This is a genomic window from Micromonospora sp. RP3T, from assembly GCF_003027925.1.
Lineage (GTDB): Bacteria > Actinomycetota > Actinomycetes > Mycobacteriales > Micromonosporaceae > Micromonospora.
Map to the genome: position 1 here is coordinate 1 of NZ_PYPS01000030.1, position 15,186 is coordinate 15,186.

Annotated in this window: 15 protein-coding genes; 10 read left to right on the forward strand and 5 right to left on the reverse strand. The window is 75.2% G+C overall.

Translation table 11 applies throughout. The annotated features are described in order from the left end of the window. The first annotated feature begins 240 nt into the window (after positions 1-240). Genes C8054_RS22500 through C8054_RS22525 form a run of 6 tightly spaced genes read left to right on the forward strand, consistent with a single transcriptional unit; the run spans position 241 to position 5,491 of the window. Entirely contained in the window at positions 241-735 is a 495-nt protein-coding gene (locus C8054_RS22500) for a YbaK/EbsC family protein (protein ID WP_107159847.1), read from the forward strand. Beyond that, positions 732-1,463 carry a monooxygenase gene (locus C8054_RS22505; RefSeq protein ID WP_107159849.1) on the forward strand — a complete coding sequence of 244 codons (732 nt, stop codon included), beginning with the start codon at positions 732-734 and terminating at the stop codon, positions 1,461-1,463. The genes C8054_RS22500 and C8054_RS22505 overlap by 4 nt, the downstream gene beginning before the upstream one ends. Continuing rightward, complete coding sequence (locus C8054_RS22510; RefSeq protein ID WP_107159851.1) at positions 1,460-2,020, forward strand: GNAT family N-acetyltransferase; 561 nt, start codon at positions 1,460-1,462, stop codon at positions 2,018-2,020. Before C8054_RS22505 ends, C8054_RS22510 begins: the two co-directional genes overlap by 4 nt. After that, the gene (locus C8054_RS22515; protein WP_107159853.1) at positions 2,017-2,868 is read left to right on the forward strand and encodes a carotenoid biosynthesis protein; all 852 of its coding nucleotides are present in this window, start codon (positions 2,017-2,019) and stop codon (positions 2,866-2,868) included. Before C8054_RS22510 ends, C8054_RS22515 begins: the two co-directional genes overlap by 4 nt. Beyond that, the gene (locus C8054_RS22520) at positions 2,865-3,992 is read left to right on the forward strand and encodes a glycosyltransferase family 2 protein (RefSeq protein ID WP_107159855.1); all 1,128 of its coding nucleotides are present in this window, start codon (positions 2,865-2,867) and stop codon (positions 3,990-3,992) included. The genes C8054_RS22515 and C8054_RS22520 overlap by 4 nt, the downstream gene beginning before the upstream one ends. An 11-nt stretch (positions 3,993-4,003) precedes the next feature. Then, positions 4,004-5,491 (forward strand): NAD(P)/FAD-dependent oxidoreductase, encoded by a 1,488-nt coding sequence (locus C8054_RS22525; protein WP_107159857.1) that lies wholly within the window; start codon positions 4,004-4,006, stop codon positions 5,489-5,491. Positions 5,492-5,555: 64 nt separating this feature from the next. On the opposite strand, the gene C8054_RS22530 is transcribed toward C8054_RS22525, so the two are convergent. Together C8054_RS22530 and metF are read right to left on the reverse strand one after the other, a co-directional pair. Continuing rightward, positions 5,556-6,245 carry a CDP-alcohol phosphatidyltransferase family protein gene (locus C8054_RS22530; RefSeq protein WP_107159859.1) on the reverse strand — a complete coding sequence of 230 codons (690 nt, stop codon included), beginning with the start codon at positions 6,243-6,245 and terminating at the stop codon, positions 5,556-5,558. A gap of 49 nt (positions 6,246-6,294) precedes the next feature. Continuing rightward, positions 6,295-7,212: a methylenetetrahydrofolate reductase [NAD(P)H] gene (gene metF / locus C8054_RS22535; protein ID WP_107159861.1), complete on the reverse strand. Its 918-nt coding sequence runs from the start codon at positions 7,210-7,212 to the stop codon at positions 6,295-6,297. A 222-nt stretch (positions 7,213-7,434) separates the two neighbouring features. On the opposite strand from metF, the gene C8054_RS32855 reads away from it, so the two are divergent. Together C8054_RS32855 and C8054_RS22545 are read left to right on the forward strand one after the other, a co-directional pair. Continuing rightward, positions 7,435-7,977 carry a helix-turn-helix domain-containing protein gene (locus C8054_RS32855; RefSeq protein WP_233219984.1) on the forward strand — a complete coding sequence of 181 codons (543 nt, stop codon included), beginning with the start codon at positions 7,435-7,437 and terminating at the stop codon, positions 7,975-7,977. A 9-nt stretch (positions 7,978-7,986) separates the two neighbouring features. Continuing rightward, positions 7,987-9,069 carry a polyprenyl synthetase family protein gene (locus tag C8054_RS22545; protein ID WP_107159863.1) on the forward strand — a complete coding sequence of 361 codons (1,083 nt, stop codon included), beginning with the start codon at positions 7,987-7,989 and terminating at the stop codon, positions 9,067-9,069. A 135-nt stretch (positions 9,070-9,204) separates the two neighbouring features. On the opposite strand, the gene C8054_RS22550 is transcribed toward C8054_RS22545, so the two are convergent. Next, positions 9,205-9,585, reverse strand: coding sequence for an Rv2175c family DNA-binding protein (locus C8054_RS22550; protein ID WP_107159866.1), 381 nt, complete (start codon positions 9,583-9,585; stop codon positions 9,205-9,207). Positions 9,586-9,728: 143 nt separating this feature from the next. Between C8054_RS22550 and pknB the strand changes: the two genes are divergently transcribed. Together pknB and C8054_RS22560 are read left to right on the forward strand one after the other, a co-directional pair. Then, positions 9,729-11,714 (forward strand): Stk1 family PASTA domain-containing Ser/Thr kinase, encoded by a 1,986-nt coding sequence (gene pknB / locus C8054_RS22555; protein WP_107159868.1) that lies wholly within the window; start codon positions 9,729-9,731, stop codon positions 11,712-11,714. Continuing rightward, positions 11,711-12,589, forward strand: coding sequence for a deoxyribonuclease IV (locus tag C8054_RS22560; RefSeq protein ID WP_199199883.1), 879 nt, complete (start codon positions 11,711-11,713; stop codon positions 12,587-12,589). Before pknB ends, C8054_RS22560 begins: the two co-directional genes overlap by 4 nt. An 84-nt stretch (positions 12,590-12,673) precedes the next feature. On the opposite strand, the gene C8054_RS22565 is transcribed toward C8054_RS22560, so the two are convergent. Together C8054_RS22565 and C8054_RS22570 are read right to left on the reverse strand one after the other, a co-directional pair. Continuing rightward, positions 12,674-13,693: a low specificity L-threonine aldolase gene (locus C8054_RS22565; RefSeq protein ID WP_107159870.1), complete on the reverse strand. Its 1,020-nt coding sequence runs from the start codon at positions 13,691-13,693 to the stop codon at positions 12,674-12,676. Between the two features lie 59 nt (positions 13,694-13,752). Further along, complete coding sequence (locus C8054_RS22570; protein WP_107159872.1) at positions 13,753-15,159, reverse strand: class II 3-deoxy-7-phosphoheptulonate synthase; 1,407 nt, start codon at positions 15,157-15,159, stop codon at positions 13,753-13,755. Between the last annotated feature and the right edge of the window lie 27 nt (positions 15,160-15,186).

Sequence of the window (15,186 nt, forward strand, 5' to 3'; positions counted from 1 at the left end):
CTGCGCCCAGGTTGGCCTCGTCGCAACTGGCGTAGCGAATCGCCTGACGTCGGACGAACGAGCCGTCCCCGAGCAACGGCCTCGCCCGCATCCTCGACGGCATCCAGACCCTGCTCCACGCCCGCCGCCCACCGGTCGATCCTGAGGTTGACGGTCCGACACGCCGAGGGGCGACACCGCCAACCTCATGATCAACGCACCCGGGTCCGGCCGGGGACCGGGCAGGGGGAGAATCGGTGCATGCAGTCACAGCCACATCCGAACGTGCGGGCGGTGCAGCGGGCGCTCGACGACGCGGGAGCACGGGACGGGTCCGGCCGGGGCAGCGCCGTCCGGCTGCTGCCCGAGGCGGTGCACACCGCCGCCGCGGCGGCCGCGGCGCTCGGCGTCGAGGTCGGCGCCATCGCCAACTCGCTGGTCTTCGACGCGGACGGCAAGCCGCTGCTGGTGCTCACCTCCGGCGCGCACCGGGTGGACACCGCCGGGCTGGCCGCCACGCTGGGCGTGACCCACCTGCGCCGGGCCACCCCCGACTTCGTCAAGCGGCACACCGGGCAGGTGATCGGCGGGGTCGCCCCGGTCGGCCACCCCGGGCCGCTGCGCACAGTGGTCGACACCGCCCTCGCCGGCTACCCCGAGCTGTGGGCGGCCGGCGGCGTGCCGCAGGCGGTGTTCCCCACCACGTACGCGGAACTGCTGCGGATCACCGGCGGCGACCCGGCCGGGGTGGCGTGAACCCCGACCTGGTCACCCTGCACGTGTGGCGCGTCCCCCGACGGGCCGTGCCCGGGGCGCTGGCCCGGATGGCGACCCACCCGGCGCGGCTGCGCCGGCTGCCCGGCGTCCGCTTCGCCAAGCTGCTCGGCACCGGGACCGGCACCGGCTTCGGGCCGGGCGACGCCGACCTGACCCGGTGGGCCGCGCTGGTGGTCTGGGACTCCCCGGCCGACGCGACCCGCTTCGACACCTCCCCGGTCGCCCGTTCCTGGGCCCGGCTCGCCGACGCCGCCGTCCGGGTGGACCTGCGCCCGCTGACCAGCCGGGGCCGGTGGTCCGGCCGGGAGCCGTTCGGCGCCCCGGCCGGCGGGCGCGTCACCGGGCCGGTGCTGGCGCTGACCCGGGCCCGACTGCGGGCCCGTCGGGCAGCCACGTTCTGGCGGGCCATCCCGCCGGTCGCCGGTGAGCTGCACGCCGCGCCGGGGCTGCTCGCCCGGTTCGGCGTCGGCGAGGCGCCGCTGGGCTGGCAGGGCACGGTGAGCGTGTGGCGTGATCCGGCGGACCTCGTCGCGTTCGCGTACCGTTCCCCCGAGCACCGCGCCGCGATCACCCGTACCCCCACCGAGGGCTGGTACGCGGAGGAACTGTTCGCGCGGTTCGCGGTGGGCGACGTCCGCGGCGACCGTAGGGTGCTCGGCTGGGTCGCCGCCGAGGGCGACCCCGACTCCGCGAGAGGGAACGCATGAGGCTGGTGCGGTGGACGCCGGACGACCTGGTCCGGCGGCTGGACGACGTGGTCGCCGTCTACGGCGAGGCGATGGGCTACCGCGCCGACCTGCTGGAGGCCCGGCGCGGCTACATCGCCACCCACGTCCGCCGACCCGGGTTCCGGGCCGTCGCCAGCCTGACCACCGAGGGGCACCTGGCCGGCTTCGGGTACGGCTACCTCGGCGCCACCGGCCAGTGGTGGCACGACCAGGTGTACCGGGCGTTGAACGCGCAGGCCCGGCAACGCTGGCTGGCCCGCCCGTTCGAGGTGGTCGAGCTGCACGTCCGCCCGCCCGCGCAGGGGCACGGTGTGGGCGCCCGTCAGCTCCGCGCACTGCTCACCATGGCCGAGGGCGACACCACGCTGCTCTCCACCCCGGAGGCGGACGAGCAGGCGTCGCGGGCGTGGCGGCTCTACCGCCGGTTCGGCTTCGTCGACGTGCTGCGGCACTTCCACTTCCCCGGCGACGAGCGGCCGTTCGGCGTGCTCGGCCGGGACCTGCCGCTGCCCGCCCCCGAGCCGGGGACGACATGAGCCGCGCCCGACTGCCCTGGGCGCTGCTGGCCGTGCTGGTCCTCGCCCAGATCTGCTACCCGCTCACCGGCGGCACGACCCGCGCCGGGCTGACCGTGGCCACCGTGGTGCTCGGCTGGCTGCTCTCCGTCGGCCACGCGCTGCTCACCCGGGGCACCCGGGTCGCCGCCGCGCTGGTCGCGCTGGTCACCGGCGGCGGGTTCGCGGTCGAGGCGCTCGGCGTGGCCACCGGGTTCCCGTTCGGCAGCTACGACTACTCCGGCGAGCTGGGCCCGAAGCTGGCCGGCGTCCCGCTGATCATCCCGCTGGCCTGGACCTGGATGGCCTGGCCGGCGTGGCTCACCGCGGTCCGGCTCACCCAGGCGTTAAAAGGGGGCCCCTCCTCTACCGGAGGCGTTAACCGGGGGCCCCGCCTTGCGCGCATCGCGCTCGCGGCGGTGGGGCTCGCGGCGTGGGACCTGTTCCTCGATCCGCAGATGGTGGCCGAGGGCTACTGGACCTGGCTCGACGCCACCCCGGCGCTGCCCGGACTGCCCGGCATCCCGGTCAGCAACTATCTCGGCTGGCTGGGCTTCGCGGTGCTGCTGGCCGCCGCGCTGCCCCCGCTCGCCGGGCCGTCCGTGGACCGGGTGGACGGCCGGGACGGCCCGATGTTCGCGCTCTACCTCTGGACGTACGCCTCCAGCGTGCTGGCGCACGCGGTCTTCCTCCGGCTGCCGGCGTCCGCGCTGTGGGGCGCGGCCGGCATGGCGGTGGCCGCGGTGCCGCTGGCGGTGGTGCTGTGGCGGGCCCGACGCGACCGCGCCGCCGCCCCGGATCCCGCGCCCCGGGTCGACGCGCCGGCATGACCGCCGCGCTCGCGCTGGTGGTGGCGGTCGCCGCGCTCACCGGGCACACGCTCGTCAACGCCGTCGCCTGGCTGCGCCGCCCGACCGGCGGCCCGGCCGAGGTGACCGAGCCGGTGGCGGTGCTGCTGCCGCTGCGCGACGAGGCCGACCGGGTCACCCCGTGCCTGCGCGCGCTGCTCGCCCAGCGCGGCGTGCCCGGGCTGCGGATCGTGGTGCTCGACGACGGGTCCACCGACGGCACCGCCGACGTGGTCCGCGCGGTGGCCGGCGCCGACAGTCGGGTCACGCTGCTCACCGGCGTCGCGCCGCCGCCCGGCTGGCTGGGCAAACCGCACGCCTGCTGGCAGCTCGCCACCCGCGCCGACCCGGAGCCGACAGTGCTGGCGTTCGTCGACGCCGACGTGGTGCTCACCCCGTACGCGGTCGCGGCGGCGGTGACCGGGTTGCGCGCGGCCGACGCGACGCTGCTGTCGCCGTACCCCCGGATCGTGGTGCGGACGGCGGCCGACCGGCTGGTGCAGCCGTTGTTGCAGTGGTTGTGGCTGACGTTCCTGCCGCTGCGCGCGATGGAACGCTCGCGGCGGCCCTCGCTGGCCGCCGCCGGCGGGCAGTTCCTGGTCCTGGACCGGGCCGGCTACCTGCGGGCCGGCGGGCACGCGGCGGTGGCCGACAAGGTGCTGGAGGACATCGAGCTGGCCCGGGCGGTGAAGCGGTCCGGCGGCCGGATCGCGCTGGCCGACGGCTCCCGGCTCGCCACCTGCCGGATGTACGACGACTGGCCGCAGCTACGCGACGGCTACACCAAGTCGCTCTGGGCCTCGTTCGGGCATCCGGCCGGCGCGGCCGTCGTGCTGGCCCTGCTGCTCCTGCTCTACACCGCGCCACCGCTGCTGGTCGTGGCCGCGCTGGTGGCCGGCGCGCCGGCGGTGGCCGCTGTGGCGTTCGGCGCCTACCTGGCCGGCGTCGCGGGACGCGTGGTCAGCGCCCGGGCCACCGGCGGCCGGGCCTGGCCCGACGCGCTGGCGCACCCCGTGTCGGTCGTGGTCCTGGGTTGGCTGACCGTCCGGTCGTACCATCTGCGGAAGCGACGCCGGCTCACCTGGCGGGGTCGCCCGGTCACCTAGGAGGGCACCCCATGGCGCGCATCGTGGTCATCGGCGCCGGCGTGGGCGGGCTCGCCACCGCCGCCCGGCTCGCGGTCACCGGGCACGAGGTCACCGTCCTGGAACGGGCCGGCACGGTCGGCGGCAAGCTCGGCCGCTACACGCACCACACCCCGGAGGGAGCGTGGCGCTTCGACACCGGGCCGAGCCTGGTCACCCTGCCGCAGGTCTTCTCCGACCTGTTCGAGGCCACCGGCGCGAAGCTCGACGAGTACCTCGACCTGGTCCCGCTGGACCCGATCGTGCGGCACGTCTTCCCCGGCGGCGGTCCCGCGCTGGACTCGTGCGCCGACCCGGACGAGTTCGCCGCGCGGATCGGCGCCGTGTTCGGCGACCGGTCCGCCGCCGACTGGCGGCGGCTGTGGCGCCGGGCCGAGCGGGTCTGGGCGGCCTCGCACCGGGACATCCTGCGCCGCACCGTGGACTCGCCGCGCGACCTGGCCGCGCTGGCCTGGCGGCTGGGTGACCTCGCCGCCATCGGTCCCGGCCGCACGCTGCGCGGGTTGGGCCGCAGCTACCTGTCCGACCCTCGGCTGCGGATGCTGCTGGACCGGTACGCCACCTACACCGGCGCCGACCCGCGCCGCGCGCCGGCCGCGCTGGTCGCCGTGCCCTACGCCGAGCTGGCGTTCGGCGGCTGGTACCTGCGCGGCGGGCTGGGCACGCTCGCCGACGCGCTGCTGTCGCGCTGCCTGGACCTGGGCGTGCTGATCCGCACCGGCGCGGCGGTCACCGGCATCGACGCGGCCGGCGGCCGGGTGCACGGGGTACGCGTCGCCGGGTCGGCCGCGCCGGTCCCCGCCGACGTGGTGGTGGCCAACACCGACGCGCTCACCGTCTACCGGGACCTGCTGCCCGACCCGCGCCGGCTGGCCGCGCTCACCGACCGCAGCCTGGCCGGTTTCGTGCTGCTGCTCGGCGTGCGCGGCGACTCCGGGCTGGCCCACCACAACGTCTTCTTCCCGCGCGACTACGACGCCGAGTTCGACGCCGTGTTCGGGGCTCCCGGTCGCGGCGTACGGGCCCGCCCGGCGCCCGACCCGACCGTGTTCGTCACCGCCGCCGACGACCCGGCGGTCCGGCCGGACGGCCACGAGGCGTGGTTCGTGCTGGTCAACGCGCCCCGGCACGGCACCGCCCCGGACGCGGTGGACTGGCGGCGGCCAGGGCTGGCCGAGGCGTACGCGGACCGGATCCTGGACGTGCTGGCCGAGCGCGGCGTGGACGTCCGGGACCGGCTGGTGTTCTCGGAGATCCGCACCCCGGCCGACCTGGACGCGGCCACCGGCGCGCCGGGCGGGGCGATCTACGGCACCGCGGGCGGGTTGCTGCGCCCGGCCAACCGGGGCCCGGCCGCCGGCCTGTGGCTGGTCGGCGGCTCCACCCACCCCGGCGGCGGCCTGCCCATGGTGACCCTCTCCGCCGAGATAGTCGCCGACGCCATCGGCCCCGCGTGGTAAGGAGGGGGCCCCGCTTAACGTTTTCGGTAGAGGCGGGGCCCCCGCTTAACACCTCGGCGGGCGGTCAGCCGGCGTCAACGAGGGCGCGGCGGACCGCGGCGAGCAACTGCCCGAGCCCGAAGCCGGCGAGCAGCACCCACACCGTGGTGGCCATGGTGATGGTGCCGGCGGTCAGGTCGACGTCGATCAGCCCGGTGAGCCCGGCGACCAGCAGGCCGACCAGGGCCACGGAGACCCGGGTGGGCCGCTCCCCCACGGTGACCGCGCCGATCTCCCGCATCCCGGCCGAGACGGACCGGGCCCGCACGTACTCGTGCAGCCAGGACAGGCCGCCGGCCGCCGCCACCAACGCGCCGGGCGCACCGAGCAGCCAGAACGCGACCAGCCAGGCCACCTCGCCGAGCCGGTCGGCGACCGAGTCGTAGACGTAGCCCAGCCGGGTGGTGCGGCCGGTGGCCACCGCCACCGCGCCGTCGACACTGTCCGCCACGGCGGCCAGCAGCACGAACAACGCGCCCAGGAACGGCCCGTCGCCGGCCCGCCCCACCAACAGGGGTACGCATAAGCAGAGCAGCACCCCGAACACGGTCACCGCGGTCGGGCCGACGCGTAGCCGGCCCAGTACGAAGCCCACGTGATACGCGAAGCGCAGCCAGGCGCGCACCACCGGCGCGGCGCTACGGGGATCGAACCCACCGTGCAGCCGCGCCCACGCGGTCGCGTACTGGTCCCAGTTCAGCTGTGTGCCCACCACTGATCAACCGTAGAAGGGTGACCCGGGTGTCGTGTGTGGCGGGTGGTGGTCACACCCGCGCGTCGGCCCGCAGCCGCTGCCACACCTCGCGGGTCGCGGTGGACCGGTTGAGCGTGATGAAGTGGATCCCCGGCACGCCCTCGTCCAGCAGCTTCCCGCACATCTCCCCGGCCTGCTCGACGCCGAGCCGGTGGACCGCCTCGGGGTCGTCGGCCACCCGCTCGAACCGCTCGGCCAGCGCCGGCGGGAACGGCGCGCCGGAGAGCTGCACCGAACGCGCGATGGTGCCGATCTGGGTCACCGGCATCACCCCGGCGAGGATCGGGGTGTCGCAGCCGGCGGCGGCGACCCGGTCGCGCAGCCGCAGGTAGTCGTCGGCGTCGAAGAACATCTGGGTGACGGCGAACTCGGCGCCGGCCCGGCACTTGCGGACGAAGTGCGCGGTGTCGCTGTCCACGTCCGGCGAGCGCGGGTGCTTGTACGGGAAGGCGGCCACGCCGACGCTGAAGTCGCCGCTGTCGCGGACCAGGCGGACCAGGTCCTCGGCGTACCGGACGCCCTCGGGGTGCGCGATCCACTCGCCGCCCGGGTCGCCCGGCGGGTCGCCCCGCACGGCGAGCACGTTGCGCACCCCGACCGACGCCAGCCGACCGATCACGTGGCGCAGCTCGGCGGTCGAGTGGTTGACGGCGGTGAGGTGCGCCATCGGCAGCAGCGTGGTCTCGGTGGCGATCCGTTCGGTCACCGCGACCGTGGTGTCCCGGGTCGAGCCGCCGGCGCCGTAGGTGATCGAGACGAACGAGGGACGCAGCGACTCCAGCTCGCGGATCGCCTGCCAGAGCAGCTTCTCCCCGGCGTCGGTCTTCGGTGGGAAGAACTCGAACGAGAAGGTCGGTTGGCCGTCACGGATCAGCTCCCCGATGGCCGGCTGGGAATGGGGGAGGACCGAGGGTAGACCGAGCGCCACGGACCGACTGTAGCCGGACCGGGCCGCTGTGCCGAGAACCTTCCCAGTCCACGAACGGGTCGACACCGGAACGTCGCACCCCCGGAGTAGGAACGACGGCAGCGCGGTGGGCGGCCGGTGGCCGGCCCGGGGGTCCGCGCGGGGGTCGCCCAGACGGCGACGCGCCGGCGCGGCACGGCCGGGCGTCCGCGTCGCCACCGCGCCGTCGCCCCGGAGGTTCCGATGTCCCCGTCCCCGCCGTCCGGCCCCCGCCAGCTCGGGCCGCTCCTGGTCGAGTTGCGGGCCGCCCGCGGCTGGAGCCAGCAGCGGACCGCCGCCGAGCTGTGCGCCGCCGCCGGCGTGCTCACGCTCACCCGGCACGAGGTGTCCCGGTGGGAGCGCCAGCTCCGGCTCCCCGGCGACTTCTGGTCCGTCTGGCTGGCCCGGGTCCTCGGCGTCCCGAGCGAGCTGATCACCGAGGCCGTGGCCCACAGCCGCCGGCTCCGCCGCGGGCCGGCCCGGACCGGCAACCCGGCCGCCGATCCGCCGCCCGAACCCGCCGCTGCGACCGACACCGCCGGTCGGCCCGCGCGGGCGCGTGGCGGCACCCGGGCCGCCGGTCGCTCGGGTCGACACTCCGGTGCCCGTCGGGGTCGCCCGCGTCCACCCGCCCGTACCGGCCGACCCCCGCAGCCGGGCGAGCCCGGGTCGGGGCGGGCACGGGCCGTCCCGCGCCGGACGGCGCGCCGGGGCGGCGACGAGGCGTGTCCGGCGGGAACCGACTAGCGTCGTGGCGTGACCCACGCTGCTCCCGTCTCCCCCGTCGACCGCGCCGGCCTGCGCCAGCGGATCGACAAGGCGCTCACCGAATTCCTCGCCGGCCAGCGCGCCTGGCTGACCACCGTCGACGACGGTCTGCTGCCGGTTGCCGAGGCGATCGAGGCATTTGTGCTGGGTGGCGGGAAGCGGCTGCGCCCGGCGTTCGGCTACTGGGGTTTCCGGGGGGCCGGCGGGGTCGACTCCGACCACGTCGTCGCCACCCTGGCCGCGCTGGAGTTCGTCCAGGCCAGCGCACTGATCCACGACGACCTGATGGACCGGTCGGACACCCGGCGGGGCGAGCCTGCGATGCACCGGCGGTTCGCCGCCCGGCACCGCGCGGCAGGCTGGGGCGGCGATGCCGACTCCTTCGGTGACGCCGCCGCGATCCTGCTGGGCGACCTCTGCCTGGTCTGGTCCGACGAGTTGCTGCACTCCGCCGGCCTGCCCCCGGCGACGGTGGCGCGGGCCCGGCCGGTCTTCGACGAGATGCGCACCGAGGTGACCGTCGGGCAGTACCTGGACGTGCTGACCCAGGCCACCGGCGACACCTCGCTGGAGCGGGCCGGCAAGGTGGCCCGGTACAAGTCGGCGAAGTACACCGTCGAGCGTCCGCTGCTGCTGGGCGCCGCGCTGGCCAACGCCCCGGCCGAGGTGCACGCGGCCTATTCGGCGTACGGGTTGCCGTTGGGTGAGGCGTTCCAGCTCCGCGACGACGTGCTGGGGGTGTTCGGCGACCCGGAGCGCACCGGCAAGCCGGCCGGCGACGACCTGCGCGAGGGCAAGCGGACGTACCTGGTGGCGGCCGCGCTGGAGGCGCTCGACCCGGCCGGCCGGGAGCTGCTGCTGGGCGGGCTCGGCGAGCCGGGTCTGGACGCTGCCGGGGTGACCCGGCTCCGTGAGCTGATCACCACGAGTGGCGCGCTGGAGCGCACCGAGCGCCGGATCGCCGCGCTGACCGAGAGCGCGCTGGCCGCGCTGACCGCCGTCGACCTGGACACCGAGGCCCGCCAGGCCCTGGTCGACCTGGCCATCGCCGCCACCCGCCGCGCCGACTGACCCCGCCCCTCCCTCCCCCACCCCCACCCAAGATCCGCGCAGATTCACGGAAAGCGTGGCTGTCGAGCGCGGAATGGGCACGCTTTCCGTGAAACTGCGGGTGGGGGTCGGGGTTGGGTTGGGCGGGGGTGCGGGTCAGAAGGCGACGGCCTGGGCTCGGCGCTTGACCTCGCGGGCCAGGTCGCCGGAGAGGGCAGCGGCGGGTGTGCCGGGGAGGGACGGGTCCTCCCGGTAGAGCCAGCGCAGTGCCTCCTCGTCGTCGTACCCGGCGTCGGCGAGCAGGTTGAGCACGCCGGGCAGGTGCTTGAGCACGATGTGGTTGGCCACCAGGTCGGCCGGGATCCGGCGGACGCCGTCGCGGCGTACCGCCAGCAGCTCCCGGTCCCGGATCATCTGGTGCACCTTGCTGATCGGCAGGTCGAGGCGCTCGGCCACGTCCGGCAGCGTCAGCCAGCCGGCCGGGTCGGTCGGTCCGGGCAGGTCGGCACCGGTCTCGGCGGGTACGGAATCGGTCACCAGAACACCCTGCCACGTGCCCGTCGCACCCGGCGCACGGCACCCCCGGGCCGGCCCGTGGGGTGTGGCGGCCCACCCACGTCGTACCCCGGCGGTAGCATCCTGTTCAACCTTCACCCTCCCGACACATAGACTGCCTGCCGATGGACACACAGGTCGCCGACACGTTGCTGGGCTCGCTGATCGACGGGCGCTACCGCATTCGCGGTCGCGTGGCTCGTGGCGGCATGGCGACCGTGTACACCGCCACCGACGAGCGCCTGGAGCGCACCGTGGCGGTCAAGATCATTCACCCCACCCAGGCGCCGCAGGCGCGGGCCCGGATGGCCGGCTTCGTCGAGCGCTTCACCGACGAGGCGAAGACCATCGCCCGGCTCACCCACCCGAACGTGGTCGCGGTCTACGACCAGGGCATCCACGCCGGCCTGCCGTACCTGGTCATGGAGTACGTCCGTGGCCGCACGCTGCGCGACGTGCTCGCCGAGCGGCGGCGGCTCCGCCCGGACGAGGCGCTCGCCATCGCCGAGCAGATGCTCGCCGCGATCGCCGCCGCGCACCGGGCCGGTCTCGTGCACCGCGACGTCAAGCCGGAGAACGTCCTGGTCGCCGAGGCGCCCACCGGCGCCGGCGGCAACCTCGTCGACAGCGTGGTCAAGGTGGCGGACTTCGGGCTGGCGCGGGCCGTCGAGGCCAGCGCGGAGGAGGACAACGGCAACCAGCTCATGGCGACCGTGGCCTACGTGGCGCCGGAGCTGGTCACGCAGGGGCACGCCGATCCGCGCACCGACGTCTACTCGGCCGGCATCGTGCTGTTCGAGATGCTCACCGGCCGGGTGCCCTACGACGGCGACCGCCCGGTGGAGGTCGCCTGGCAGCACGTCGACCGGGACGTGCCGGCGCCGTCGACCCTGGTCCCGGCGCTGCCGCCGGTCCTCGACGCGCTCGTCGCCCGGGCCACCCGACGGGACCCGGCGGCCCGCCCGGCCGACGCCGGGGCGCTGCTGACCGAGGTGCGGTCCGCCCGCGAGGAGCTGGGCGACCCGCACGCGCACACCGCGGTGCTGCGACAGCTCAGCGACGACACGGCCGTGTTGAGCCAGCCGACCCAGGTGGTGGCCGCCGTCCGCCCGGCCGAGCGGCCGGCCTGGGCGCGGCTGCCGGAGGGGGGCGGCGCGCAGCAGCCGCACCGGCGGCGCGCCGACGAGCCGACGGGGCCGGGCGAACGGCTGGCCGCCCTGCGTACCCGGATCATGGGCTCGCCGCGCGGTCGGCTGGCGGTCGCCGCGGTGGTCGTGGTGCTCGGCCTGGTGGCCGCGGTCGGCGGCTGGTGGTTCGGGGTGGGCCGGTACACGGTCGCGCCGCAACTGGTGAGCATGACCAAGGCCGAGGCGGAGGCGCAGGCCCAGCGCGGCGGTTTCACGCTGCGCTACGCCGACGCCCGCTACGACGAGAAGGTGCCCAAGGACACCGTGCTCGGGCAGGCGCCCGGCTCGGCCGCCCGGATCGTCAAGGGTGGCACCATCACGCTGACGCTGTCCCTCGGCCCGGAGCGACTGCCGGTGCCGGACGTGGTGGGGAAGGACTTCGAACTCGCCCAGACCGAGCTGACCGACGCGAAGCTGGCACCGGCCAAGGGCGCTTCCCGCTACGACGACGCGTTGCCGGCCGGGGTGGTGCTGGCCACCGACCCCAAGGTGGGCACCGTGGTCAAGCCCGGGTCGAAGGTGACGCTGATCCTCAGCAGGGGCCGCGCCCCGGTGACCGTGCCCAACCTGGTCGGCAAGAACATCAACGAGGCCCGGGGCATCCTCGGGAAGCTCGGGCTGACGGCGGAGGAGAACTACAAGGACTCCGACAAGCCGAAGGACGAGATCCTCGGCCAGAGTCCGGCCGACGGGACCGGCGTGGAGAAGGGCGCGAAGGTCAAGCTGGAGATCAGCAAGGGTCCGCCCCAGGTGGCCGTCCCCCGCGTCATCGACATGCCCTGCCAGCAGGCCAAGCAGACGCTGGAGAGCCAGGGCTTCCCGGTCAACGTCCAGCTCAACCCGAACGGCATCGCCCGGCTGCAGAACCCGGCCGAGAACACGCCGGTGCCACCGGGCACCACGGTCACGGTGACCTGCCTGTGAGCCCGGCGGAGGCGGCCGGTGGGCGCCGGCGGGTGGGCTCGCACACGCCGACCTCGGGTGGACTGGCGCGGGCGGCTCTGCCGTACGCCGAGGCCGCCGCGTCCGAGGTGGTGCAGGTCTACGTCTCCAACTCGCGGGGCTGGGCGCTGCCGGCGGGCGACCCGGCGCAGGACGCGTTGTTCCGCGACGGCTGCGGCGAGCGCGGCCTGCCGGTGTTCATCCACGCCTCGCTGCTGGTCAACCTCGGCTCCCCCACCCCGGCGACGGTCACCCGGTCGGCCGAGACGCTGGCCCACGCGCTGCGCCGAGGGCGGGCCATCGGTGCCGAGGGCGTGGTGTTCCACGCCGGCAGCTCGGTCGACGCCGGGCACGCGGAGGCGGCGCTGCGGCAGGTCCGGGAGTCGCTGCTCCCGCTGTTGGACGAGACCGCGGCCGTCGGCGGGCCGATGCTGCTGGTCGAGCCGAGCGCCGGGGGCGGCCGGTCGTTGGCCTCCCGGGTCGAGCACCTCGGCCCCTACCTGGACGCGGTCGGCCGGCATCCGATGCTCGGGGTCTGCTTCGACACCTGTCACGCCTGGGCCGCCGGGCACGACCTGGCCGCCGAGGGCGGCATGACCGCCACGCTGGACACGCTGGTCGCCACCGTGGGCGCCGACCGGCTGCGGCTGGTGCACGCCAACGACTCGAAGGACCTGTGCGGCTCCACCCGGGACCGGCACGAGAACATCGGCAAGGGCAGCATCGGCGAGCCGGCGTTCGCCGAACTGATGCGCCATCCGGCGACCGCCGGTGTGCCGGTGCTGGTGGAGACGCCCACGGAGAAGCACGTCGGCCACGCCGCCGACATCGCCACCCTCAGGCGCCTGCACCCCTGACCGGGAACGGAGGACACCCGCCGCCGGCCAGGCGCGGCCGACGACGGTCGGGCGCGGGACGACCGGTCAGGCGCGGGACGACCGTCAGGCGCGCAGGGCGGCGGTCAGGATCTCGGCGGCGCGGTCGACCTGGGCGTCGGTGACGTCCAGGTGGGTGACCAGCCGGGCGGTCCGCGGGCCGAGCACCGAGATCAACAAACCCTCCGCCCGGGCGGCGGCCGCGAGGGCGTGCGCGTCGAGCGGATGCTTGGTGAGGTCCAGCGGGACGATGTTGGTCCGCACCCCGGCCGCGAGCACGCCGTGCGGGGCGACCGCCTCGGCCAGCCGGGCGGCCCGGGCGTGGTCGTCGGCGAGTCGCTCGACGTGGTGCGCCAGCGCGTACCGGCCGGCGGCAGCGAGGACGCCGACCTGCCGCATGCCGCCGCCCATCCGCTTGCGCAGGAACCGGGCCCGGGCGATCTTCTCGGCGCTGCCCACCACCAGCGAGCCGACCGGCGCGCCCAGCCCCTTGGAGAGGCACACCGACAGCGTGTCGAACAGCGCGCCGTACTCGGCCAGCGGCACACCGTCGGCCACGTGCGCGTGCCAGATCCGGGCGCCGTCGCAGTGCAGCCCCACCCCGTGCTCGTCGGCGACCTCGCGCATCCGGCGGAGCGTCGACAGCGGGATCACCCCGCCGCCGCCCCGGTTGTGGGTCTGCTCGACCGCGATCGCCCGGGTCGGCACCGCGAAGTAGCCGTCCGGCCGGATCATCCCGACGACCACGTCGGGGTCCATCTCCGCGCCGACCGCCGGCCAGGTCCGGGTGGAGATTCCGGCGTACGCGGCGGCGGCACCGACCTCGTAGGTGACCACGTGCGCGTCGGCGTCGCAGAGCAACTCGTCACCGGGTGGGACGAGCAGCTGGAGCGCGAGCTGGTTGGCCATCGAGCCGCTCGGGGCGAACAGCGCCGCCTCGTGCCCGAACCGGGTGGCCACCTCGGCCTCGAGCGCGGTGACGGTCGGGTCCTCGCCGTAGACGTCGTCGCCCACCTCGGCGGTGGCCATCGCCTCCCGCATCGCCGGCGTCGGCCGGGTCACGGTGTCCGTCCGAAGATCGATCACACTATCCACGGTATTCCCTTCGGCTGCCGACTGCGGGGCTCGCAAGCTCACTCCTCGCGTCAGCCACGCAGCATCTCCGCCACCAGGAACGCCAACTCCAGCGACTGCTGGGTGTTCAGGCGCGGGTCGCAGGCGGTCTCGTACCGGTCGGGCAGGTCGAGGTCCTCGATGCCCTGGGCGCCGCCCAGGCACTCGGTGACGTCCTCACCGGTCAGCTCGACGTGCAGGCCGCCCGGGTGGGTCTCCAGACCGCGGTGCACCTCGAAGTAGCCGAGCACCTCGTCGACGATCCGGTCGAAGTGCCGGGTCTTGTAGCCGTTGGAGGACTCGTGCGTGTTGCCGTGCATCGGGTCGCACTGCCAGACCACCTTGGCGCCGGTGGCGGTGACCTTGGCGACGATCGGCGGCAGGGCGTCCCGGACCCGGTGGTTGCCCATCCGGCTGATCAGCGTGAGCCGGCCGGGAACATTGTCCGGGTTGAGCTTCTCGCACAGCTCGATCGCCTCGTCCGGCGTGGTGGTGGGGCCGAGTTTGACGCCGATCGGGTTGGCGATCCGGGAGATGAAGTCGATGTGCGCCCCGTCGATCTGCCGGGTCCGCTCGCCGATCCAGAGGAAGTGCCCGGACAGGCCGTACGCCCGGCGGTCGGAGATCCGGGTGAGGGCCCGGTCGTACTCCAGCGCGAGCGCCTCGTGGGAGCAGTAGAGCGTGACCGTGCGCAGGGCCTCCTCGTCGGTCATCCCGCAGGCCCGGATGAAGGCGATGGCGCGGTCGATCTCCCGGGCGATCGCCTCGTAGCGCTCACCGGCCGGGGACTGCCGCACGAAGTCCTTGTTCCAGTCGTGCACCGCGTGCAGGTCGGCCAGCCCGCCGGCCAGATAGGCCCGCATCATGTTCATCGCGGCGGCCGAGTTCGCGTACGCCCGGATCATGCGCTGCGGATCGGCGACCCGCGCCTCCGGCGTGGCCTCCAGCGAGTTGATCATGTCGCCGCGGTAGGCGGGCAGGCCGCGCGCGTCGGTGGGCAGCGACCGGGGCTTGGTGTACTGCCCGGCGACCCGGGCCACCTTGATCACCGGCAGCGACGCGCCGTAGGTGAGCACGATCGCCATCTGGAGCAGGGTGCGGGCGTTGGCCAGCAGGTGGCTCTCGGTGTTGTCGGCGAACGTCTCCGCGCAGTCGCCGCCCTGGAGCAGGAACGCCTTGCCCTCGCAGACCAGGGCCAGTCGCCGCCGCAGCTGGTCGACCTCGTAGGGCGCGACCACTGACGGCACCGTGTCGAGCACGGTGCAGACCTCGGCGACCTGCGCGGGATCGTTCCACGGCGGGGTCTGCGCGCGCGGCAGCTCCCGCCAGCGGTCGAGGCCGAGGGCCACGTCCTCGGCGGAGTCGGCGGTCGGGCGGCTGGTCTGCAGGCCAGGGCTGCCCACGGCGGGGTGACTCAACTGATGCCACTCATGGCGCATGAAGGAAAGCGTACGGCGACCGCCCGG

Coding starts and splice junctions, on each gene's coding strand:
- C8054_RS22570 (WP_107159872.1), bottom strand. CDS start 15,159: ATGCGCCATGAGTGGCATCAGTTGAGTCACCCCGCCGTGGGCAGCCCT.
- C8054_RS22500 (WP_107159847.1), top strand. CDS start 241: ATGCAGTCACAGCCACATCCGAACGTGCGGGCGGTGCAGCGGGCGCTC.
- C8054_RS22520 (WP_107159855.1), top strand. CDS start 2,865: ATGACCGCCGCGCTCGCGCTGGTGGTGGCGGTCGCCGCGCTCACCGGG.
- C8054_RS32855 (WP_233219984.1), top strand. CDS start 7,435: ATGTCCCCGTCCCCGCCGTCCGGCCCCCGCCAGCTCGGGCCGCTCCTG.
- C8054_RS22510 (WP_107159851.1), top strand. CDS start 1,460: ATGAGGCTGGTGCGGTGGACGCCGGACGACCTGGTCCGGCGGCTGGAC.
- pknB (WP_107159868.1), top strand. CDS start 9,729: ATGGACACACAGGTCGCCGACACGTTGCTGGGCTCGCTGATCGACGGG.
- C8054_RS22515 (WP_107159853.1), top strand. CDS start 2,017: ATGAGCCGCGCCCGACTGCCCTGGGCGCTGCTGGCCGTGCTGGTCCTC.
- C8054_RS22525 (WP_107159857.1), top strand. CDS start 4,004: ATGGCGCGCATCGTGGTCATCGGCGCCGGCGTGGGCGGGCTCGCCACC.